General features: G+C 69.1%; 19 protein-coding genes. 14 read left to right on the forward strand and 5 right to left on the reverse strand.

Annotated features, from left to right (window positions below; all coding sequences use genetic code 11):
* Window positions 1-23: 23 nt before the first annotated feature.
* The gene (locus AOZ06_RS38925) at window positions 24-1,190 is read left to right on the forward strand and encodes an MFS transporter (RefSeq protein WP_054297248.1); all 1,167 of its coding nucleotides are present in this window, start codon (window positions 24-26) and stop codon (window positions 1,188-1,190) included.
* On the opposite strand, the gene AOZ06_RS38930 is transcribed toward AOZ06_RS38925, so the two are convergent.
* Window positions 1,177-2,091 carry a LysR family transcriptional regulator gene (locus AOZ06_RS38930; RefSeq protein ID WP_054293950.1) on the reverse strand — a complete coding sequence of 305 codons (915 nt, stop codon included), beginning with the start codon at window positions 2,089-2,091 and terminating at the stop codon, window positions 1,177-1,179. The genes AOZ06_RS38925 and AOZ06_RS38930 overlap by 14 nt on opposite strands.
* Before the next feature lie 73 nt (window positions 2,092-2,164).
* On the opposite strand from AOZ06_RS38930, the gene AOZ06_RS55015 reads away from it, so the two are divergent.
* The 3 genes from AOZ06_RS55015 to AOZ06_RS38940 are packed head-to-tail and all read left to right on the forward strand — an operon-like array spanning window position 2,165 to window position 3,734.
* Window positions 2,165-2,362, forward strand: a complete 198-nt coding sequence (locus AOZ06_RS55015; protein WP_083472213.1) for a hypothetical protein — start codon at window positions 2,165-2,167, stop codon at window positions 2,360-2,362.
* A gap of 49 nt (window positions 2,363-2,411) precedes the next feature.
* Window positions 2,412-3,494: an RICIN domain-containing protein gene (locus AOZ06_RS38935; RefSeq protein WP_054293951.1), complete on the forward strand. Its 1,083-nt coding sequence runs from the start codon at window positions 2,412-2,414 to the stop codon at window positions 3,492-3,494.
* 36 nt (window positions 3,495-3,530) lie between these two features.
* A complete protein-coding gene (locus tag AOZ06_RS38940; protein WP_054293952.1) occupies window positions 3,531-3,734 on the forward strand; it encodes a hypothetical protein in 204 nt (67 codons plus the stop codon).
* A gap of 3 nt (window positions 3,735-3,737) precedes the next feature.
* Here AOZ06_RS38940 and AOZ06_RS38945 read toward each other — a convergent pair whose 3' ends face one another.
* Window positions 3,738-4,178, reverse strand: coding sequence for a hypothetical protein (locus AOZ06_RS38945; RefSeq protein ID WP_157233490.1), 441 nt, complete (start codon window positions 4,176-4,178; stop codon window positions 3,738-3,740).
* Window positions 4,179-4,379: 201 nt separating this feature from the next.
* Between AOZ06_RS38945 and AOZ06_RS59255 the strand changes: the two genes are divergently transcribed.
* The gene (locus AOZ06_RS59255; RefSeq protein ID WP_218921852.1) at window positions 4,380-5,477 is read left to right on the forward strand and encodes a RusA family crossover junction endodeoxyribonuclease; all 1,098 of its coding nucleotides are present in this window, start codon (window positions 4,380-4,382) and stop codon (window positions 5,475-5,477) included.
* 98 nt (window positions 5,478-5,575) lie between these two features.
* Here AOZ06_RS59255 and AOZ06_RS38955 read toward each other — a convergent pair whose 3' ends face one another.
* The 3 genes from AOZ06_RS38955 to AOZ06_RS38965 all read right to left on the reverse strand — a co-directional run bounded on the left by AOZ06_RS38955 (window position 5,576) and on the right by AOZ06_RS38965 (window position 8,128).
* The gene (locus AOZ06_RS38955; RefSeq protein WP_054293955.1) at window positions 5,576-5,824 is read right to left on the reverse strand and encodes a hypothetical protein; all 249 of its coding nucleotides are present in this window, start codon (window positions 5,822-5,824) and stop codon (window positions 5,576-5,578) included.
* An 893-nt stretch (window positions 5,825-6,717) separates the two neighbouring features.
* Window positions 6,718-7,167, reverse strand: a complete 450-nt coding sequence (locus AOZ06_RS38960; RefSeq protein WP_054293956.1) for a DUF6294 family protein — start codon at window positions 7,165-7,167, stop codon at window positions 6,718-6,720.
* Between the two features lie 250 nt (window positions 7,168-7,417).
* Window positions 7,418-8,128: a GNAT family N-acetyltransferase gene (locus AOZ06_RS38965; RefSeq protein WP_054293957.1), complete on the reverse strand. Its 711-nt coding sequence runs from the start codon at window positions 8,126-8,128 to the stop codon at window positions 7,418-7,420.
* A gap of 242 nt (window positions 8,129-8,370) precedes the next feature.
* Between AOZ06_RS38965 and AOZ06_RS38970 the strand changes: the two genes are divergently transcribed.
* Genes AOZ06_RS38970 through AOZ06_RS39010 form a run of 9 tightly spaced genes read left to right on the forward strand, consistent with a single transcriptional unit; the run spans window position 8,371 to window position 20,365 of the window.
* A complete protein-coding gene (locus AOZ06_RS38970; protein ID WP_179950770.1) occupies window positions 8,371-9,342 on the forward strand; it encodes an alpha/beta hydrolase in 972 nt (323 codons plus the stop codon).
* Window positions 9,343-9,351: 9 nt separating this feature from the next.
* Complete coding sequence (locus tag AOZ06_RS38975; RefSeq protein WP_218921853.1) at window positions 9,352-10,857, forward strand: PLL family lectin; 1,506 nt, start codon at window positions 9,352-9,354, stop codon at window positions 10,855-10,857.
* Between the two features lie 23 nt (window positions 10,858-10,880).
* Complete coding sequence (locus tag AOZ06_RS38980) at window positions 10,881-12,518, forward strand: PLL family lectin (RefSeq protein WP_054293958.1); 1,638 nt, start codon at window positions 10,881-10,883, stop codon at window positions 12,516-12,518.
* Window positions 12,519-12,532: 14 nt separating this feature from the next.
* The gene (locus AOZ06_RS53200; RefSeq protein WP_083472834.1) at window positions 12,533-14,443 is read left to right on the forward strand and encodes a DUF8189 domain-containing protein; all 1,911 of its coding nucleotides are present in this window, start codon (window positions 12,533-12,535) and stop codon (window positions 14,441-14,443) included.
* 57 nt (window positions 14,444-14,500) lie between these two features.
* Window positions 14,501-16,738 carry a caspase family protein gene (locus AOZ06_RS38990; protein ID WP_054293959.1) on the forward strand — a complete coding sequence of 746 codons (2,238 nt, stop codon included), beginning with the start codon at window positions 14,501-14,503 and terminating at the stop codon, window positions 16,736-16,738.
* A gap of 57 nt (window positions 16,739-16,795) precedes the next feature.
* Window positions 16,796-17,704 (forward strand): ABC transporter ATP-binding protein, encoded by a 909-nt coding sequence (locus tag AOZ06_RS38995; protein ID WP_054293960.1) that lies wholly within the window; start codon window positions 16,796-16,798, stop codon window positions 17,702-17,704.
* 13 nt (window positions 17,705-17,717) lie between these two features.
* Window positions 17,718-18,458 carry an ABC transporter permease gene (locus tag AOZ06_RS39000; protein ID WP_054293961.1) on the forward strand — a complete coding sequence of 247 codons (741 nt, stop codon included), beginning with the start codon at window positions 17,718-17,720 and terminating at the stop codon, window positions 18,456-18,458.
* A 3-nt stretch (window positions 18,459-18,461) separates the two neighbouring features.
* The gene (locus AOZ06_RS39005; protein WP_054297251.1) at window positions 18,462-19,745 is read left to right on the forward strand and encodes a sensor histidine kinase; all 1,284 of its coding nucleotides are present in this window, start codon (window positions 18,462-18,464) and stop codon (window positions 19,743-19,745) included.
* Complete coding sequence (locus AOZ06_RS39010) at window positions 19,742-20,365, forward strand: response regulator (RefSeq protein ID WP_054293962.1); 624 nt, start codon at window positions 19,742-19,744, stop codon at window positions 20,363-20,365. Before AOZ06_RS39005 ends, AOZ06_RS39010 begins: the two co-directional genes overlap by 4 nt.
* Window positions 20,366-20,414 lie beyond the last annotated feature (49 nt).

Here is a 20,414-nt window from a genome sequence, read left to right on the forward strand (position 1 = left end):
CGGTCCGACTCGACGATGACGGCATGCAGAACAAACGGGCGCTGATGGTGTGGGGGCTGCTGGTCGTCGCGGCGAACCTGCGGCCGAGCCTGACCGGGGTCGGGCCGTTGCTGGATCGCGTACAGGCCGACCTGGGGCTGTCCCCGGCCGTCGCGGGCTTGGTGAACACGCTGCCGCTGCTGGCGTTCGCGGTGATATCGCCGGTTGTGCCGCGGATGGCCCCGCGGCGGGGGCCTGAGCGGCTCCTGGCCAGCGCGCTCGTGGTGCTGACGCTCGGCATCGCGATCCGGTGGGTGCCGTCGACCGTCAGCCTGTTCGCGGGGACAGTGCTGATCGGCGCCGGGATCGCGGTGGGCAACGTGCTGCTGCCGAGCCTGATCAAGCGCGACTTCCCGACCAAGGTGGGCTTGCTGACCAGTGCGTACGCCACGGTGATGGGAGGTGTCGCGGCGGTGGCGTCCGGTGTGGCGGTGCCGATCAGCGAGGTCGCCCCTGGCGGGTGGTACACGGCGTTGGGTTGCTGGATCGCGCTCGCGCTGGCGGCCATTGTGCTGTGGCTGCCGCAGGTGCGGACGCCCCGACCAGCAGCGCGGGCGGTCAGCGGCCACCGGTTGCCGTGGGGCTCGGGGTTGGCGTGGGCGGTCACCGCGTTCATGGGATTGCAGTCGCTGGGTTTCTACGTCGTCGTGACCTGGCTGCCTCAGGTGGTCCAGGACAGCGGGATCGGCGCCGCCGAGGCGGGCTGGCTGTTGTTCGTGTTCCAGGTGGTGGCGGTGGTGACCAGTCTGGCGGCGCCCGCGATGCTGCGCTGGGCACGTGACCAGCGCGCACTGGCCACCGTGAACTCGTTGATCATGCTCGCCGGGTACGCGGGGCTCCTGCTCGCACCGCAGTGGGCTCTGTTGTGGACTGTCGTACTCGGACTGGGCGGCGGCGCGTGTTTGGTGCTGGCGCTGGCATTCCTCAGCCTGCGAGCCCAGGACGCGGCTGCGGCGGGGGCGTTGTCCGCGATGGCGCAGTCCGTCGGCTACCTGCTGGCGGCCGTGGGGCCGGCGGTCTTCGGCCTGCTGCACACCGTCAGCTCCGGCTGGAGCACGCCACTGGCCCTGATGTGTGCCGCCGCGGCCGGCCAAACGCTCGTCGCGGTGGTGGCCGGGCGGGGCACAGTCCCGGCCCTCAGGCGAGGCTGACGTCCTGGGCCGCGCGGTGCAGTTCCGTGATCGCGACGGCCACCGCGGGGTGCCGTGCGCTGCTGGCACGGGTGCACGTCAGCAGCTTGCGGCTGGGTTTCGGGTTGCCCCGCAACGGGACGCGGGTGACCGGCAGGTGCGGCGGCAGGTGCGCGAGCCGGGGCACCAGGCACACGCCGAGCCCGTGCGCGACCATGTTGGCGATCGCGTTCCACTCCAGGACCTGGTGGACGACGTGCGGCGTGAACCCGGCCGTGCCGCACGCCGCGAGAATGTGCTCGCGGCAGGTGTTCGCGGTGACCGGGATGATCCACTCCAGGTCCGCGGTCTCGGCCAGCGCGATGCCCTTGCGCCGCGCGAAGTCGTGGGACGCGGGCAGCACGAGGTCGAACACGTCGTCCAGCAGCGGCCGTTGGTCGAATCGCGCGTCGCTCGCCGTCGGGTTGCCGGGGGTCGCCTCGACGACCACCAGGTCCGTCTCACCGTTGAACAGCAGGTCGAAGGCGTTGTGCTGTTCGTCCTCGCGGACCTGGATGTCCAGGCGCGGGTACTGCGCGCGCAAACGTGCGACAAGGGGCGCGAGCAGCATCGACACCGCTGACGGGAACGCGCACAGCCGCAGCAGGCCGGCCGGCTCGTCACGAACGGCGTGCAGGTCGATCTCGGCCTGCTCCCAGCGGGCCTCGATGGCGTCCGCGTGCACGAGCAGAGTACGCGCGGCCGGGGTCAGCCGCACACGCCTGCCGTGCGGTTCGAGCAGGTCAACGCCCAGTTCCCGGGCCAGCTGACGGATCTGCTGAGAGGCGGCCGACGTGGTGAAGTGCAGCGACTTGGCCGCGGCCGTGATCGTGCCGTGGTGCGCCACAGCGCGGAGCACGTGCAACCGGCGCAGGTCGATCATGTAGGTGATGCTTCACAATCCTGTTCGGATAGTCAACATAGACCTACACGCCCGAAGCGCGCATCCTGGCCCCGTGAACACCCGATGCCCGCATTGCGGCTGGCCCGACAGCGAACCGTGCTCCGTCCTGTCCCGGCACGTCACCCCCGAAGGGCAGACGGTGCGGACGCGGTGCGCGTGCGGTTCGCTCCAGGTCCGCCTGATCACCTCGGCAGGCGCGCACGTCGTCAGCCGGAGCCGCCCGGCCAGGACTTTCGCCGGATCGGGCTGACCGCGTATCAAGGACCGAAGGTGATTCCCTGCAACCGGAGGTCACGACGGTGAGACTCGCTTTGGCTGCGGCACTCGCGGCACTCGGCCTGACGGCGCTGACCGGCCCCGCACAGGCGGAATCCGACGGTGGCGTGCGCGTGATGCCGCTCGGCGACTCGATCACCGACGGGTTCAACGTGCCCGGCGGCTACCGGATCGGCCTGTGGCAGCGGTCGGCCGGCCGCTACACCGTGGACTTCGTCGGTTCTGGCGTGAACGGCCCGGCCGAGCTCGGCGACCACGACCACGAAGGCCACTCGGGCTGGCGGATCGACCAGCTCGACGCCAGCATCGTGCCGTGGATCCGGTCCGCGAACCCCAGGACGGTCCTGCTGCACATCGGCACGAACGACGTGAACCAGAACCACGACCTGGCCAACGCGCCCGCCCGGCTGAGCGGGCTGATCGACAAGATCCGCGCACACGCACCGCTGGCCGAGGTGTTCGTCGCCCAGATCACGCCGGAGAGCAACACGGTGCGGGAGGAACGCGTACGCGCCTACAACGCGGCGATTCCCGGTGTCGTGGCACAGAAAGGACCCCATACCCACCTGGTGGACATGCACACCGGGTTCACCACGGCCGACCTCGCGGACGGCGTGCACCCCAACGCGGCGGGCTACGACAAGATGGCGGCCCGCTGGCTCGCCGCGCTCGAATCCGTTCCCGGAAGCCTCAGTTCGGTGCTCGCCCCGCCGGTCGGCGCTGCGACCGTGCTGTCGAACCCGCAGTCCACGCGGTGCATGGACGTGGCCGGCGCCGGCACGGAACCCGGCAGCCAGGTGCTCATCTGGGACTGCCACGGCGGCACGAACCAGCGATGGGTCCGTACCGCGGCCGACGAACTGCGCGTCTACGGCGACCGATGTCTCGACGTCAACGGCAACGGGTCGGCGGACGGGACGAAGATCCAGATCTGGACGTGCAACGGCTCACTGGCGCAGCGTTTCACCTTCGCCGCCAACGGTTCCCTCGTCGGCGCCGGGTCAGGCAAATGCGTGGACGTGACGTCGAGTGGCACCGCGAACGGCACCCTCGTCCAGCTGTACCAGTGCAACAGCACCGGAGCGCAACGCTGGTCGGCACGCTGACCGTTCCCCCTTGAGGATGACGCAGCCGGAGCACGGATGTGGTTCTCGCCGACGACGTGGCGAATCAGCGTTCCCCATGCACCGCGGCCGGTCGGCAGCGAGGAGCTGGAATGCGCCAGCGAAGGCGACCACGGCATCTGCTCGAACGGCAACGCCGCCGTCCTCAAGATCGTCAACGCCTACCTGGTGGACGGCGTCGTGCCGCGTGACCAGAACGTTCCCGGCGTTCCGCTGCCGTAACCGTCAATCCGAGCCTGGCCCGTGGAAGTCCTGCTGCTGCGGGCCAGGCTGCTTGCGGCTGCGCCGCCAGCGAGCGGCACGGTGGTAGTAGTCGTTCGACGCGGGCAGATAGACCAGCACTGCACCTGCCACGAAAAGGACAGTGCCGACCACGACGTAGACCGCGACCTGTCCCGTCCGGGCGTCGCCCAGGTGCTCGATGGCGCCGGGCAGCCACACGATGGTCAGGAACACCAGCAGGACCGTCGACGTGACGCGGGCCCAGTTGAACCGGATCGCCAGCAGCGTCATGATCACGGCCAGCGAGGGAAGCGCAGTCTGCGAATCACCCGGGCCACCGAGGTTCGTGGCGGTCATGCCGAACAGGAAAGCCGCCACCGGCAACACGACCAACGCCCCGACCAGCACAGGAGGGCGATTCGGGCGCTGCAACGGCTCAGTCATGGACCTGAGTGTGCGGTCCGGCGGTGGGGACCGGTCCCCAGACGCGGTTGTCCCGTACACGGCTGTTGCTACAGACGCCCGTCTTGGGTGGAAGGCGTTGCTCATCGGTGTGCGGCAGTCCGCCGCGACACAGCCGCGCAACACTTGCCGCGTCGACTGCGATGGATCCGGGAACGGATTCCCGGACAGGAGACGATCGGCATGACGCGAGATGTGGACGTCGAGAACAGAGTCGATCTCCTCGTGGAGGAGTTCGACAGCTATGTCGACAGTTTTGACCGGGATCCGAACCTGGCTCTCGCGCAGCGGGCGACCCATGGCGTCACGCTGGAACTGCGGCGCTCGGCGGATTGCGTCCGTGACGCGATCGCGAATCCACAGTTCACGTCCGCGCTGCGCGAGACACTGTTGTCCTGGGGCCTTGGCAAGCGCAGGTCCAGGCTGGCGCCGATGCGGGACTTCGCCGCCGGGTTGCACGCGGCCACGCCGGCAATCGCCGCCCTGGAGCCACACCGGATCGACGACGTGGCGCTGCCCGCGGACATGGCGAGCAGGATCTGGCAGGTAGTGGAAACCTTGCAGGTCACCGACAACCAGGCGAAGATCGTCGCGGGCACCAAAACCCTCCACCACCTCCTGCCTGATCTTGTTCCGCCGATGGACCGCGCGTGGACGGGCCGGTTCTTCCGCGTGCGGGATCCCGCGTGGCAGGTTCGTCAGGGCCACGCGTTCCAGCGGCTGTACGACCATTTCGTGGACATCGCACGCCGGACGAACCCCGAACGGTACGTGACCGGTGTCGGGTGGCGAACCAGTTGCACCAAGATCATCGACAACGCGATCATCGCGTACTGCAAAGGCGAACGCCCCGGCAACCACACACGCGGGCGACGAATCTCATTCAGGGTACTGGGACTTCCACCTGCCAAGAGTGAGGCGCAGTCGTTGCTGGCTCCAGGCCATCCGCACGCCGCCAGGGTGCAGCGCCTGCTGGAGGCCGCACGTGCGGCCGTGGACGAGCAAGGGTTCACGCCGATCACGGCCGGGCGCGTCGGACTCGATCTGGTCGTACGACCCGCACCGGGCACGAGAACGTCAGACGCGACAAACTACCTTGGTGGCGTAGGTGATGTCCTCGAGGACAAAGCGGTCCGGGGCACACTCGGTCACCTGGGAACCTCCGCCACGGTGTGGCTTTATCGCAACGACTGCCAGATCAAGCAGATCTCGTATCATGAAGCCGTCAACCACCTGACTAGCTACACCGTGACGGTGCAAGCGCTGGACGAGCGTTCGTGACATTCACTGTCCAACGAACGCCTTTGGTGCGGTGCACCCGTGTGCGCGGTGATGCGGGGAGGAGTGCCTATTTGCTTGGCGGCACTCCTCCCCTGTGGTTACGCGACTTGTGGTCGAGCGGTCCGGCGCAGGGCTGCCTGCAGCAAGAGTCCCAAGCCTGTCGCGCAGGCGGTGCCCGGCACTCCGACGACTGCCAGGAGCACAGTTCCGACGCCGACTAACACGACAAGCAGCAGCAGCGCGGCCCGCAGTGTCGTCGGCCAGCCGCCAAGGACGCGTTCGGCCAGGCACAGCCATGTGGTGCGGCGGCTTTGCCGCCCGTGGTGCACCAGGTTCGCAGGTGTCACCGGTTTGAGTGACGCGCCCTGGTATGGAGTCGATCGCTTCGAACGACGTAGCATTGACTGGTGGTCGCTTTCTGATCTCTTGTGGTGGTTGGACACGCGACACAGCGGCGGCTCCCTGTTCCGGCCAATGGACGCAGGGGGCCGCTTTTGTGTACGACAGGGAGACCTTTGCGCCCTCCCCTGCTTTCCATCTTGTCGAAGGGAATCCGGAAAACCTGTCGACAGCGCCAAGTGGGCACTCAGTCGCGCCGAACGGCAGTTGACCAACGCCCTGACCGAATCGTGACGCAATTTCCGGAAGGACAATGCAATTGCATCAAGTAGTTTCGGTCCTTGTATTTCTTCACAGTGCTCACTCTGTCGTGGCTGTCATTCACCCGATGGGACTCCTGCTCGACACACGAGGTAGCCGCTCACGAGTCGCGACAGGGCTGTCCGAGGGACGGCTGTTGGCGTTACGTGACCGCAGAGTCCGACCGTGGGATTGCGACGAGCGGTCAGTGCCGGAATCCCATGCACGAACGGCTATACAGCGCGTCTCACAGTCGACACAGGACTGTCGCACGCAACCTCCCCTGTCGGACTTCCAAAGCCCGACTCACAGGAAACGCCTGGACAGAAACAGTCCACACGGGACCTGCCGGAACCCCGGCCATGACATCAGAGCGCGTTCCCCGGTGCTCGGCCACATCTGCCCTGCGACAGGAAGCAACACGCGCATCCCGTCAAAATATGGGTTTCGCCGCACACCGCACGACCAGCGTCGAATGTGGCACGGTGAGCTGCCGCGCGGACTTCGCTCCGGCTTTCCGCCAAACGAGTCACGCCCGCACACCACGGCGCCGCCCACGAACTGGTCGTGGGCGGCGGTCATCCGATGTGGAAATAGTCGGCTAGCAGTGGCTCTTGAGCCGCATGCTGTCGACGCGGTCGAAGAACCGGGCGTCGAACGAACCGCTGTCGAACCACCAGCGCCATTCGTTCTTGACGGTGCCCCGGACGAACTTGGGGTCACCGCCGTGGTGGATCGCGCCCAGCACGATGCCCGAGGTGTCCAGCGCCTCCGGCCACATCAGCCACGCGTCATTGCTGTCGCTGCTGATGATCCGCGCCTCAAAGTACGCACGGCCGTCGCGGTAGAGGGTCCATTTCGCCTCCTCCATCGTGCAGTCCCCAGCTCTGATGGGCCCCCAGGTGAACCAGCAGTACTCGTATCCGTTGCAGAGCGCCTGCGCGGCGGCGGACGTCTGCGTCTGCGCCGATGCCGGTGTGGCGAAGATGCTCCCCAACGCGAGAGCGAGCATCGCCACGACAATCGACATCCAGCGTGCTTTGAACGTCATGTTCTTCTCCGAGAGTCGTCCGATCGATGCCGGTCGGGCATCCGTCGCGAAAGGACCGGCTACCCAAGCTAACGCCGCGGCGGCCACGGCCAAGATCGCCAAGGTGTGACTCAGGGGGAACGCAACGCTGCCCGAACCACCCGGCCGGCTGTGTTCACGAACGAACCGGGACGACCAGACGGTGACTGTGGATCCGGCCCGCGCCGGCGACGCGCACGCCGGCCCTTTCGGGCATCGGCACCGCGACGTGTCAGCCGACCCGACGCTGCTCGGCGGCCGACGGAACACGGGCCACCACGAAGTCCGGGCGATGACGCAGCCGGAACCCCAGTGACTCGTACAGCCGGATCGCCCCGGTGTTGGCGGCGCCGGTGTGCAGGAACGGGATCTCGCCGCGGTCGGCGATGCCCGCGGCCACGGCGAGCACGAGCCGCGTCGCCAGGCCGTTACCGCGGAACGCGGGGTCGGTGCACACCGCGCTGATCTCGGTCCAGCCCGGTGGCCGCAGCCGCTCGCCTGCCATCGCCACGAGCTTCCCGTCGCGGCGGATCCCCAGATAGGTGCCCAGTTCGATCGTCCTCGGCAGGAACGGTCCCGGCCGGGTGCGCCGGACCAGGTCGATCATCTCCGGCACGTCCGCCCGCCCCAGCCGCACTGCCTCGCGGTCGGGCCGGGCGTCGATGCCGTCGTCGACGAGTTGCACCCCGGGGATCACGTCCGCGACCTGCCAGCTGTCCGGGGGCAGGGTGTGCGGGCCGGTCAGCGTCAGCTCCTCGCCCGCCCCGGCGAGTTCGGCGGCATCGCGCCACACGGCTTCGTCGAGCCGGTCGGGAACCGCGAGGAACGGAGCCACGTCGACGGGGTAGCGCAGCGCTCGCCCGTGCTTCTCGGCGAGGTGGGCGTGTGGTCCGTTCAGCGACGTCCACACCGGATTGTCGAGTGGTGACAGGTGTTCAGTCATGGCAGAACGACTGTACGGCGGGTGTTCACGCCGGGGCCGCCGTTCCCACCCCGTGAAACGTCGGCCGTTGCCGGTGACCCGCACGGCACCAGCCGAGCACAACGGACATTCGCCCCGGCAAGCACGTCAGGACCTGCACAAGTCGGTGACCGGCCATTTATGTCCGGTCTCGTGTCCTTGCCTCGTCACGGACCGTTACCGCACCATCGCAGTCACGTGCGGTAACCATCAGGGAGGAAAATGTGAACGAGCACCGCCACAGCCGCAGGAGCATGCTGAAGGCAGCCGGGGGCATCGGCGCGGCGATGGCCCTCGGGGGTGTGGCCACGGCAGGCACCGCCCACGCGATCGGCAACGGGCTGACGGTCGTCGACCGCAACGAGAGCGACCCCCGGATGTGGTACTACCGGTTCGCCACGGCCGAGATCGGCTGGCAGCCCGCTGTCAACGTCCTGCTGCCCGACGACTACCACAGCAGCGGGCGCACGTACCCCGTGCTCTACCTCTTCCACGGCGGCGGGACCGACCAGGACTTCATCACGTTCGACCGGCTGGGCATCCGGGACTGGACCGCGGGCAAGCCGATCATCGTCGTGATGCCCGACGGCGGGCACGCGGGCTGGTACTCCAACCCGGTCACGACCAACGTCGGCCCGCGCAACTGGGAGAACTTCCACATCGGCCAACTGCTGCCGTGGATCGAGTCGAACTTCCGCACGTTCGCCGAGTACGACGGCCGCGCGGTGGCCGGGTTCTCGATGGGCGGTTTCGGCGCGTTGAAGTACGCCGCCAAGTACTGGGGGCACTTCGCCTCGGTCAGCGCCCACTCCGGACCGGCCAGCCTCCGCCGCGACGACGGCATGGTCGTGCACTGGGCCAACCTCAGCTCGGCGGCACTGGACCTGGGCGGCGGCATGGTCTACGGCATGCCGTGGGACGAGGCGAGGGTCACGGCCGACAACCCGTGCCAGCGCGTCGAGAGCTACCGCAACAAGCGGGTCTTCCTGGTCGCGGGCACCAGCCCGGACCCGGTCAACTGGTTCGACCGGGCCAACGAGACCCAGGTGCTCGCCGGTCAGCGCGAGTTCCGCGCACTGCTGGACCGGGCAGGCATCCCGCACGAGGCGCACGAGGAGCCCGGCGGCCACTTCGTCCGCGACTACATGATGCGGGCCGACCTCGACGGCATCATCAACCGTCTCCGCAAGGCGTAGGGGCTTCTCATGCGGCCTCTCCGAGTGTTCCTGTCGCTGGTCGTGCTGCTTCTCGCCGCTGTCGCCGTCCCGGCCGCCGCGGAATCCGACCGGGGCGGCCCGATCACCCGCAGCGAGGTGATCTGGCGCGCGCAGTTCTGGGTGGACAACCAGCCCGGTCCGTACGACCAGGGCGGGTTCTCGCCCGGCCCCGGCGGGGACTACAACTACCGTCGCGACTGTTCGGGATACGTGTCGATGGCGTGGCATCTCAACGCCAACCCGTCGACCCAGGGCCTGCCCGGCTACTCGCACGAGATCTCACGGGCCGACCTGCGGCCGGGGGACATCCTCAACTCGTTCTACGACCACGTTCTGCTCTTCCACAAGTGGGAGGACGACCGGGGCGGGTTCTCCTACTACTCCTTCGGGTCGACGCCGGTGAAGCACCTGCGGGCGAACATCAACAACGCCAGTCTCGACGGTCACCCCAACGGTGACTACAAGGCGTTGCGCTACAACAAGATTGTCGAGGACACCACTACCCGGCCGCATCCGTACGCGTCCGGTCGCGTGGTGTCGGGCAGGTCCGCGGACGGCCGGTTGGAGACGTTCGCGGCCGGTGCCGACGGCGTGTACCACTCGTGGCAGCTCGCGGTGAACGGCGACTGGTCGGCGTGGGAATTCATGCGCGGACCGCGTAACGCGCAGCTCGCCGCGGCCTCGAACGCGGACGGCAGGCTGGAGCTGTTCGCGTTGTCCGACAGCACTTTCGACCACATGTGGCAGACCGCGCCGAGCGCGGGGTGGTCCGGCTGGGAGAACTTCGGCGGCGGCGGATACCGAGTCGCGGCAGGCACCAACGCCGACGGCCGGATCGAAGTGATGGCGTCCAACAGCACTGGCGTGTTCCACCGCTGGCAGACCGCGCCGAGCGGCGGCTGGGGCACCTGGGAAGGCACCATGGGCGGCCCCGCCAACTCGCGGCTGGCCATGGCGAACGCGCCCGACGGCCGGTTGGAGGTGTTCGCTTTGTCGGACACCACGTTCCAGCACCTGTGGCAGACCGCGGTCAACGGCGGCTGGTCGGCGTGGGACAACTTCGGCGGCGGCGGGCACGACGTCACCGTGAACCACAACACCGACGGACGCCTGGAGGTGTTCGCGTCCGGTTCCAACGGGGTGTTCCACAGGTGGCAGACCAGCCCCACCGCGTGGTCGGAGTGGACGGGTACCGGCGGACCGGTGAACTCCGAGCTGACCTCCGGCCGCTCGGTCGACGGCCGCGTGGAGGTGTTCGCCATCAACGGCAGCACCGCGGGCCATGTCTGGCAGACCAACCCGAACGCGCCGTATTCGGACTGGGAGACGTTCGGCACGGGCGGCACCGAGGTCAACGCGGGCCACAACGCCGACGGCCGGATCGAGGTGTTCGCCACGAGTGGCGCCGGGGTCTTCCACAGGTGGCAGACCGGGTTCTCCACCTGGTCGGAGTGGGGCTGGGTCGGCACGTCCGCAGGACCAGCGATCAACTGAACTCGCGCCAGGAAAGTGACGCAATGACAAGACATTTGTCGCGCCGCGTGGTCACCGTGCTCGTCGCCGCCGGGATGTGGGCGGCGACGAGTGGTGTCGCGACGGCCGAGCAGCCACCGTCCACCACCCCACCGCACGACCCGAGGATCGCCGGTTCCGCGCAGCGGCTGGCGATCCGGGTCGCGCCGTGCGACCCCAACGGGCCGTCAGGCACCGACCGCACCATGGCCGACCAGTTGAACCCGCAGCTGCGCAACAAGCTGGCCGGGCACATGGACGCCTACCGGGTGTCGTGCGCGCGGGCGATCGTGCAGCAGGTGCGGGCAGGGGGTTACAACCAGAAGGCGGCGGCGATCCTGATCGCGGCCGCCATCGTCGAAAGCAGCCTGAACAACTACGACGAGGCAGTCGACCACGACTCGCTCGGCCTGTTCCAGATGCGCAAGTCGCTCTGGTGTCCCTCGGACTCGCAGGGGTGCGTCAACCCGGCCCGCGCGGTCGACTGGTTCCTCAACACCATGGAACGGAACGCTCCTGCCTGGAACGACATGCCGATCGGTGAAGTCTGCTGGCGCGTCGAGCAACCGCGGGAAGACCTGCGTGGCCTGTACGCCATAGAAGCGAACGACGCCGTGGTCATCGCCAACGCCCTGTGGTCCGGTGCGGGTAGTGCCCTTAAGCATCCCTACGCCTCTGGTCGCGTGGTGTCCGGCAGGTCCGCGGACGGCCGGTTGGAGACGTTCGTCGCTGGTGCGGACGGTGTCTACCACTCGTGGCAGCTCGCGGTGAACGGCGACTGGTCAGGCTGGCGCAACGAAGGCGGCCCACGCAACGCGCAACTTGCCGTTGCGTCGAACGCCGATGGCAGGCTGGAGCTGTTCGCGTTGTCGGACAGCACTTTCGACCACATGTGGCAGACGGCGCCAAGCGGCACCTGGTCCGGCTGGGAGAACTTCGGCGGCGGCGGATACCGGGTCGCGGCGGGCACCAACGCCGATGGACGCATCGAAGTGATGGCGTCCAACAGCACTGGCGTGTTCCACCGCTGGCAGACCGCGCAAAGCGGCGGCTGGGGCAACTGGGAGGGAACGTTCGGCGGGCCGCCCAACTCCCGGCTCGCCATGGAGAACGCGCCCGACGGCCGGTTGGAGGTGTTCGCTTTGTCGGACACGACGTTCGGGCACCTGTGGCAGACCGGGGTGAACGGCGGCTGGTCGGCGTGGGAGAACTTCGGCGGCGGCGGGCACGACGTGGCCGTCAGCCACAACCAGGACGGTCGGCTGGAAGTGTTCGCGTCGAGTTCCAGCGGGGTGTTCCACAAGTGGCAGACCAGCCCGACCGCGTGGTCCGGCTGGGAAGGCACGGACGGGATCACCAACGCCGAACTGGTCACGTCCCGGTCGGTCGACGGCCGGGTGGAGGTGTTCGCCATCAACGAGACAACCGCGAGCCACACCTGGCAGACGCGGCCGAACGCGCCGTACTCGGCGTGGGAGACGTTCGGCACCGGCGGTTCGGAGATCGGCGCGAGCAACAACGCCGACGGGCGCATCGAAGTCTTCGGCACCAACAGCACAGGCGTCCACCACAAGTGGCAGACCGGGTTCTCCACCTGGTCGGAGTGGGCGTGGCTGAACGGCTCCGGACCGGGGGTGCGCTAGCCATGCGTCGATTCATGACAGTCGCCCTGGTGGCGGTGGCGCTGTGTGCCGTGGCCGACCCGAGTTACGCCGCCGCGTCCGGCCAGGTCGGCGCCACGCCGTTCGTCCACATCTACGACCCGAGCGTGGGCGAGGCAAAACCGTGGTACATCAACGACCACACGTTCGTGCAGGACGCGCAGGGCACCTGGCACCTGTTCGGCATCACCCATGCCGAACCAGCGGACCCCGAGGACGAGGATTCCTTCGCGCACGCCACAGCACCAAGCCTGAACGGACCGTGGACGAAACGCCCGCCCGCGCTGACGGTCTCCCCCGCCTACGGCGAGACCTACCTGTGGGCACCGCACGTGATCCGCGACGGGTCCACGTACTACATGTTCTACGCGGGCGGCGGCGCGGACCCGTCCAAGAACGCGATCAACCTGGCCACGTCCACGGATCTGTACACGTGGACCCGGCTCCCCAGCGGGCCGCTGTTCCGTGACGGGGCCGTCGCGCGTGATCCGTACGTGGTGCGTGTCGGCGACCAGTGGGTCATGTACTACACCGCGACCAGCAACCCGAACGGCGGCAACCACGTGGTGGCGTACCGCACCAGCACCGACCTGGTGCACTGGAGTGACCGGTCGATCGCGTTCACCGACCCGACTTCCGGATTCGGCGCAGGCAACACCGAATCGCCGTTCGTGGTGTACACCAACGGCGCGTGGCACCTGTTCATCGGCCCGCGCGGCGGATACGTGGGCACGGACGTGTTCCGCAGCACGGACCCGTTCCGGTTCTCCACCGGCCAGCTCGCCGGGCACGTGTTCAGCCACGCCGCCGAGGTGGTCCACACCGGTGGCCGGTGGTGGGTCAGCCACTCGGGCTGGGGCCAGCGCGGGGTGTGGCTCGCCGCGCTCGACTTCGGCAACGGCAGCCAGCAGTACGCGGTGGAGGCGAGTTCGGACCCGAGCGGCCGAGTGGTCATCGTGTCCGGTTCGGACGGTCGGCAGGAGGCGTTCGCCGGTGGCCGGGACCAGGTGTGGGGGCGGTACCAGACGACGCGCAGCGGGCCGTGGTCGGACTGGTACCCGTTGGGCGGGCCCGGATCAGCGGTTCTGTCCGCCGCACGCAACAGCGATGGGCGGCTGGAGTTGTTCGCGTCCGGCGAGGGCCGGGTGGATCGCAGAGTCCAGTCCTCGCCGAACGTGTGGCAGGGCTGGGCGAACTTCGGCACCGCCGCACACGACCTGACTGTCGCGCAGAACGCCGACGGACGGCTGGAGGTGTTCGCCAGCGGGCCGGTGGGCGTCTTCCACCGGTGGCAGACCACGCCAGGCGGCGACTGGGCCGGGTGGGAACCCTTCGACGGGCCAGCCGACTCGGTGATCGCCGCCGGGCGGGACGCGAGCGGCCGGTTGGAAGTGATCGCCGCCGCGGCCGACGGAACCGCGCATCGGCGCAGGCAGGACGTGCCCAGCGGCGGATGGGCCGCGTTCCGGGCGTTCGGCACGGTTCCCGGTGTCACGGACGTCGCGCTCAACCGGCGACCTGACGGTGCGCTGGAACTGGTCGCCAGTGGTTCGACGGGCACGTGGAGACGGGCGCAGGACGGGCCGTCCGGCACGTGGCCGGAGTGGACGGGCTTCGGCGGCCCGCCGGGTGCTGATGTCCACATCGGACGCAATGCCGACGGCAGGATGGAGGTGTTCGCCGCCAACGGCACCACTTTCGAACACCGGTGGGAGAACGGGTCCGGCTGGTCCGCGTGGGAGAACTTCGGTGCGGGGGCGTCCGCGACCGGGTTCGGTGTGAACGCCGACGGCCGGATGGACATCGTGGCAGGCAAACCAGGCGGTTCACTGGCCGGCCGCTACCAGCTCACACCGAGTGGCGGCTGGTCGCAGTGGGCGCCGATCGGCGGTCCGACAGTGGGATGACGCCGAGGGCCGTCCGGCATAATCCACGGGGATCAGCATCCCTGTGGTGGAGGCCGGATGACCGTACGCGCCGTGGACGTCGGGCGGTCACGCGTGGTGCTGATCGGGGTACCCCGGTACCGGCACGCCGACCTGCCCGACCTCCCGCCGGTGGCGGACAACGTCGCCGACCTGGCCGGGGTGCTGACCGACCCGGCCGTCGGCGGCTTCCCCGCGGCGCACTGCGTGACCGCACGGGCGGACGCCACCGTCCCGGAGGTCGGCGAACTGCTCCACGACGCCGCTGACCAGGCCGAGGACCTGCTGTTGTGCTACTACAGCGGCCACGGCAAGGTCGACGACCGGGGCGAGCTGTACCTGACGCTCGCTGACACGAACGTCCGGCACCTGGCGTTCTCGGCGCTGCCGTTCGGCGCCATCCGTGACGCGATGCGCACGTCCAAGGCTCGCAACCGCGTGGTCATCCTCGACACGTGCTACAGCGGCCGTGCCACGGCCGCCACCCTGTCGGCGGGGGACGACGAGGTCCTCGCCCAACTGGAAGTCGCCGGTGGCTACACGCTGACGTCGTCCCCGGCTACCAGTCCGTCCCTTGTCCGCCCTGGTGAACGCCACACGGCGTTCACGGGCCGTCTGCTGGCGCTGCTGCGCGAGGGATCCCGCCACGCCGGCGAGGTGCTGACCTTGCGCGACATCTACCGCCATCTGCGTGCCCGTCTCGCCGCCGACGGCCTGCCCGCGCCTCAGCAGTGCGGCACCGCCATGGCCGACTCACTCGGCCTGGTCCGCAACCCCATGCCGAAACCCGCCGAACTCCCGGCAGACATCACCGAAGGACTGGAAAGCCGCGTCCCATGGATGCGGCTGGCCGCGGTCGGGGAACTGGGCAGGTGGCTGGCCGGGGCCGACCGGGCCGAAGCCGTCGCGGCGAGAACAGCGCTGGAGAAGGTCGCCGCGAACGACAACCCACAGGTGGCCGCGGCGGCGAGAGCCTTGCTCGACGCGGCGCCAGTCCGTACGTCGCCACCACTGGCCGTCCGCGCAACGGCTGTGCTCGATGAAGCGGAACGACTCGTGACGGGCAGCACCGACAGAAACAAGGACCTGGCGCTGATGCACGTGGCCTACGCGGTCGCGACGCACCTGCCCGAACGTCTCGACCGCGCTCTGGCGGCGATGAGCGAACCAAACGACCACTTCCTCGTCGGCCTCACCAAGCAAATCTGCCGTACCGACCCCGACCGGGCCGAACGCGTCGCCCGCACGATCACCGACATGGCCAAGCGCGCGGAGGCTCTCGGCTCTGTCGCAGCATCCGTGTACGGCAACGATCCCCAACGCGCACAACGGTTGTTCCACGAAGCAGAGCTCGACCTGGCGACCGCCGAGGTGCGGAGTCCGGACTGGAGCGTGGCGGCGCTGGCGGAGACCGCGGCGTCGTGCGACACGCGATGGGCCGAGCGGCTCGCCGCGAGGATCGCGGACATCCGCAAGCGGCTGGAAACGATGATCGCCATCGGGGCGGCTGGTCCTGCTGTGCGCATAGCCGGCGAGGTGGAGCGGGATGCCGCCGTGCTGCTTCCCGTCCGGGAGAGCCTTCCCGTCCTCGCGCGCCTCGCCGCGATGCTCGTGCCGGTGGATCCCGAGCGCGCGGTGTCGATCTTCGACGACGTCGAGCGGACAGCGCTGGGCCTGGCACCAGCCGCCCTGGAATGGGGCGACGAAGTCTCCGACTCCCGGCTGTCGGATTTCGAGACCCACGCGCGGCTGCGGACGAGAGCCCGAGTTCTGGGGGACATAGCGAGGGCGGCGTCAGCCAGTGACCTCGACCGGGCCGAACGCATCGCCGTGTCCATCACCACCCAGGACGACCTCCGGATGGGGACGCTGGTCTACGTCCTGTGGAAGGCGGAGGCCGCCGACGACGTCCGGGTCAACCGCCTCATGGACGCCGTCGAACGCCTGATCACCGCTCCCCACGCGGCGTACAGCGAAGCGGATCTGCTGGCAGCCGTCCAGGTCGTGGCCGCGCATGACCCGGCCCGTGCGGAACGCCTCGTTTCAGCGGCGACGCACGTGTCCACGGGTTGTCTGCTGGCCACACTGGCCATCGCGGTGGCAGACGCGGATCCCGACTACGCGCTGCGCATCGCCACCGGGATCACGGACACGGGATGGAAGGCGTACGCCCTCGCGGCGGTGGCCGGCCGGTTGCTCGGCAAGGCCGGCGCTGATGCCGAGCCGGTTGACCCGGCATCCACCGATCGGTTGAGCCGGGAATCACCTGGGGTCTGAGCCGGCGCTGACCGCGCAGTCGATTCGCCCGGCCGTCACGGGCGGCACGCTTCCCGTATGGCAATCATCGAGGTGAACAACCTCGTCAAGCGCTACGGCGACTTCACCGCGGTCAACGGGGTCAGCTTCGCCGTCGAGCAGGGCGAGATCTTCGGCATCCTGGGGCCCAACGGGGCCGGGAAGACCACCACCGTCGAGTGCGTCGAGGGGCTGCGCGGCCGGGACGGCGGCTCCGTCGAGGTCTGCGGCCTCGACCCGCACCGCGACACCGCCGAGCTGCGGCAGCTGCTGGGGGTGCAGCTGCAGAAGAGCGAACTGCCGGACAAGCTCAAGGTCGGCGAGGCGATGCAGCTCTACAGCTCCTTCTACCGCGACCCGGCCGACTGGCGTGAGCTGATCGGGACGCTGAACCTCACCGGCAAGCTCGACTCGCCGTTCCGCAGCCTCTCCGGCGGGCAGAAGCAACGGCTGTCGATCGCGCTCGCGCTGGTCGGCAACCCGGAGGTGGCCGTGCTCGACGAGCTCACCACCGGTCTCGACCCGCAGGCCCGCCGCGACGCGTGGGACCTGATCGAGCGCATCCGCGACCGGGGCGTGACGATCCTGATGGTCACGCACTTCATGGCGGAGGCCGAGCGGCTCTGCGACCGGCTCGCTGTGATCGACTCCGGCCGTCTCGTCGCGCTCGACACCCCGGCCGGCCTGGTCTCGAGGGTCGACGACCAGCAGCGGATCCGGTTCCGGCCGTCCGCGCCGATCGACCACGCCGTGCTCAGGGCGCTGCCCGAGGTCGGCTCGGTCGAACAGGCAGGCAGCCAGCTCGTCGTGACCGGCACGGGGAACCTGCTGCTCGCCGTCACCACTGTGCTCGCCCGCAACCAGGTCGTCGCGGGCGACCTGCGCGTCGAGCAGACCACGCTGGACGACGCGTTCGTCGCGCTCACCGGCCGCCGCACCGAGACCTGAGGAGAACCACACCATGTCCGCGCTGTCGCGGCTCACCGCCACCGAGACCAAACTGTTCTTCCGCGAACCGGTCGTCGTGTTCTTCGCGCTCGCGTTCGCGCCTGCCCTGCTCGTCGTGCTCGGCCTGATCCCGTCGATGCGGGAGGTCAGCGCCGCCCTCGGTGGCATCAGGGGGATCGACGCGTACGTCCCGGTCGTGGTCGCGATGGGCCTCGCCCTGTTCGCGCTCAACGGCCTGGCCCTGCTGTTCGCCTCCTACCGGGAGAAGGGTGTGCTGCGCCGCATGCGGACCACCCCGGTCAAGCCGATCGTCATGATCAGCGCCCAGCTCGTGATGGCGACGGTCCTTTCGGTCGCGATGATGCTGATCATGATCGCGACCGCCCGGTTCGCCTTCGACGTGGCCCTGCCCGAGCGGATCATCGCCTACCTGGTCAGCTACCTGCTCGCCGCGCTGGCGATGTTCGCGGTCGGCCTGCTCGTCGCCTCGCTGGCACCGTCCGGCAAGAGCGCGAGCGCGATCGGCACACTGGTGTTCTTCCCGCTGGTGTTCTTCGCCGGTCTGTGGGTGCCGCGCGCCTCGATGAACGACGTCCTGCGCACGATCAGCGACTTGACCCCGCTCGGCGCCGCCGTGCAATCATTGCAGGACGCCACAGCCGGGACCTGGCCGCAACCGCTGCACTGGGCCGTTCTGCTGGGGTGGACGATCGTGGCCGGGGGGCTGGCCGCGCGATACTTCCGCTGGGAGTAAGTGGTGAGCGTCGAGGGCGAGCTGAGCGACGAGTTCGACCGCTGGGAGCGCAAGGAGAACGCGACCTTCAAGGTCCTGCCCTACTTCCTGCTGGCGGTCAGCGTCGTGGTCGCGCTGGTGCTGCCGCTGTGGCGTGTGCCGGTGCACCTGCCCGCGGTGCTGGGGCTCTCGCTCACGGCCGGGCTCTGGCTGTTGTGGTTCCACACGCTGCACCCGGAATGGCACGGCAACCGCCCGTTGATGGGCCTGAACTACACCGGCCTGATGGTGCTGGTCGCCGGGCTCGTGGCCATCGCGCCGTGGTACGGCTTGTTCGCCTTCGCCGGTTATCCCCTGGCCTTCCAGTACCTCGGCGGCCGCTGGCGTTACGCGGGTGTCACCGCCACGGCGACGATCTCGGCGGTGGCGTTCATGGGCGGCGTCGCCAACATCGAGGCCGAGAACATGTGGTGGGCCTGGGTGGCCGTGGCCGCGGTCTCCACCGTGCTCGCGTGGGCGTTCTTCTACTTCGCCGAGATGGCGGACCACCGCGACGACGTGCAGAAGCGGGCGTTGGTCGAGCTGCGCAAGGCCAACGACAAGCTCGAGGACGCGTTGGCGGAGAACGCGGGCCTGCACGCCCAGCTGCTGGTCCAGGCCCGCGAGGCCGGGGTGACGGACGAACGGCAGCGGATGGCACGCGAGATCCACGACACCCTGGCCCAGGGCCTGGCGGGCATCATCACCCAGCTCCAGGCGGCCGAGCAGACGCTTCACGAACCGCCGAAGCTGAGCAGGCACATGGCGAACGCGATGAACCTCGCCCGCGAGAGCCTCACCGAAGCCCGCCGCACAGTCCACGCCGTCCAGCCCGCGGTGCTCGCCGAGTCCCGGCTGCCCGACGCGATCGGCGACGTGGCCAGGCGGTGGTCCGAGGTGACCAGCATCGACGCGGTGCTCACCACCACCGGCGACGCCCGGCCGATGCACGCGGACGTGGAGGTCGCGCTGCTGCGGACCGCGCAGGAGGCGCTGGCCAACGTCGCCAAGCACGCGCGGGCCAGCCGGGTCGGCCTGACCCTGTCCTACATGGAGGATCTGGTGAGCATCGACGTCCGCGACGACGGCGTCGGGTTCGACCCGAACTGCAAGCGCGTCAACGGTTCCACCAACGGCGGGTTCGGGCTCGCCGCGATGCGGCAGCGGGTGCGCCGCCTCGCGGGCCGGCTGGACATCGAGTCGGAACCGGGCGGTGGCACCGCGATCTCGGCCAGCGTCCCGGCCATCCCGGCGGGAGGCGGGAAGTGATCAAGCTGTTGATCGTCGACGACCACCCGGTGGTGCGCGACGGGCTGCGCGGCATGTTCAGCGCCGACCCGCGCTTCGAGGTGCTCGGCGAGGCCGGTGACGGCGCGGAGGCCGTCGCCGCCGGGGAGCGGCTGCGGCCCGACGTGATCCTGATGGACCTGCGGATGCCGGCCACCGACGGCGTCACCGCGATCAAGGAACTGACGAAACGCGGTGTCGTGGCGCGAGTTCTGGTGCTCACCACGTATGACACCGACAGTGACGTGCTACCGGCGATCGAGGCGGGCGCGACTGGCTACCTGCTGAAAGACGCCCCACGGGAGGAGCTGTTCCGTGCGGTGGAGGCAGCCGCACGGGGCCAGGCGGTGCTGTCGCCCGCCGTCGCGACACGCCTCATGGGTCAGATACGCCAGCCCGCGTCCGAACCGCTGTCGCAACGGGAGCTGGAGGTCCTCCAGCTGATCGCCCAGGGTTCGACGAACCGCGAGACAGCGCGGCGGCTGTTCATCAGCGAAGCGACCGTCAAGACGCACCTGCTGCACGTGTACGCGAAGCTCGGCGTCAACGACCGGGCAGCTGCCGTGGCCGCTGGGTTCTCCCGTGGCTATCTCACACCGTGACCCCGCGACCAAGGCGGCATCCGGTGCGTACAACGCACCGGATGCCGCC

The organism is Kibdelosporangium phytohabitans (assembly GCF_001302585.1).
GTDB classification, from domain to species: domain Bacteria; phylum Actinomycetota; class Actinomycetes; order Mycobacteriales; family Pseudonocardiaceae; genus Kibdelosporangium; species Kibdelosporangium phytohabitans.

What these genes read in the sequence shown, in the direction of transcription:
- AOZ06_RS38925 (WP_054297248.1), top strand. Translation starts at nt 24, where the DNA reads ATGCAGAACAAACGGGCGCTGATGGTGTGGGGGCTGCTGGTCGTCGCG.
- AOZ06_RS38930 (WP_054293950.1), bottom strand. Translation starts at nt 2,091, where the DNA reads ATGATCGACCTGCGCCGGTTGCACGTGCTCCGCGCTGTGGCGCACCAC.
- AOZ06_RS38940 (WP_054293952.1), top strand. Translation starts at nt 3,531, where the DNA reads ATGTGGTTCTCGCCGACGACGTGGCGAATCAGCGTTCCCCATGCACCG.
- AOZ06_RS38945 (WP_157233490.1), bottom strand. Translation starts at nt 4,178, where the DNA reads ATGACTGAGCCGTTGCAGCGCCCGAATCGCCCTCCTGTGCTGGTCGGG.
- AOZ06_RS59255 (WP_218921852.1), top strand. Translation starts at nt 4,380, where the DNA reads ATGACGCGAGATGTGGACGTCGAGAACAGAGTCGATCTCCTCGTGGAG.
- AOZ06_RS38960 (WP_054293956.1), bottom strand. Translation starts at nt 7,167, where the DNA reads ATGACGTTCAAAGCACGCTGGATGTCGATTGTCGTGGCGATGCTCGCT.
- AOZ06_RS38965 (WP_054293957.1), bottom strand. Translation starts at nt 8,128, where the DNA reads ATGACTGAACACCTGTCACCACTCGACAATCCGGTGTGGACGTCGCTG.
- AOZ06_RS38975 (WP_218921853.1), top strand. Translation starts at nt 9,352, where the DNA reads ATGCGGCCTCTCCGAGTGTTCCTGTCGCTGGTCGTGCTGCTTCTCGCC.
- AOZ06_RS38980 (WP_054293958.1), top strand. Translation starts at nt 10,881, where the DNA reads ATGACAAGACATTTGTCGCGCCGCGTGGTCACCGTGCTCGTCGCCGCC.
- AOZ06_RS53200 (WP_083472834.1), top strand. Translation starts at nt 12,533, where the DNA reads ATGACAGTCGCCCTGGTGGCGGTGGCGCTGTGTGCCGTGGCCGACCCG.
- AOZ06_RS38990 (WP_054293959.1), top strand. Translation starts at nt 14,501, where the DNA reads ATGACCGTACGCGCCGTGGACGTCGGGCGGTCACGCGTGGTGCTGATC.
- AOZ06_RS38995 (WP_054293960.1), top strand. Translation starts at nt 16,796, where the DNA reads ATGGCAATCATCGAGGTGAACAACCTCGTCAAGCGCTACGGCGACTTC.
- AOZ06_RS39000 (WP_054293961.1), top strand. Translation starts at nt 17,718, where the DNA reads ATGTCCGCGCTGTCGCGGCTCACCGCCACCGAGACCAAACTGTTCTTC.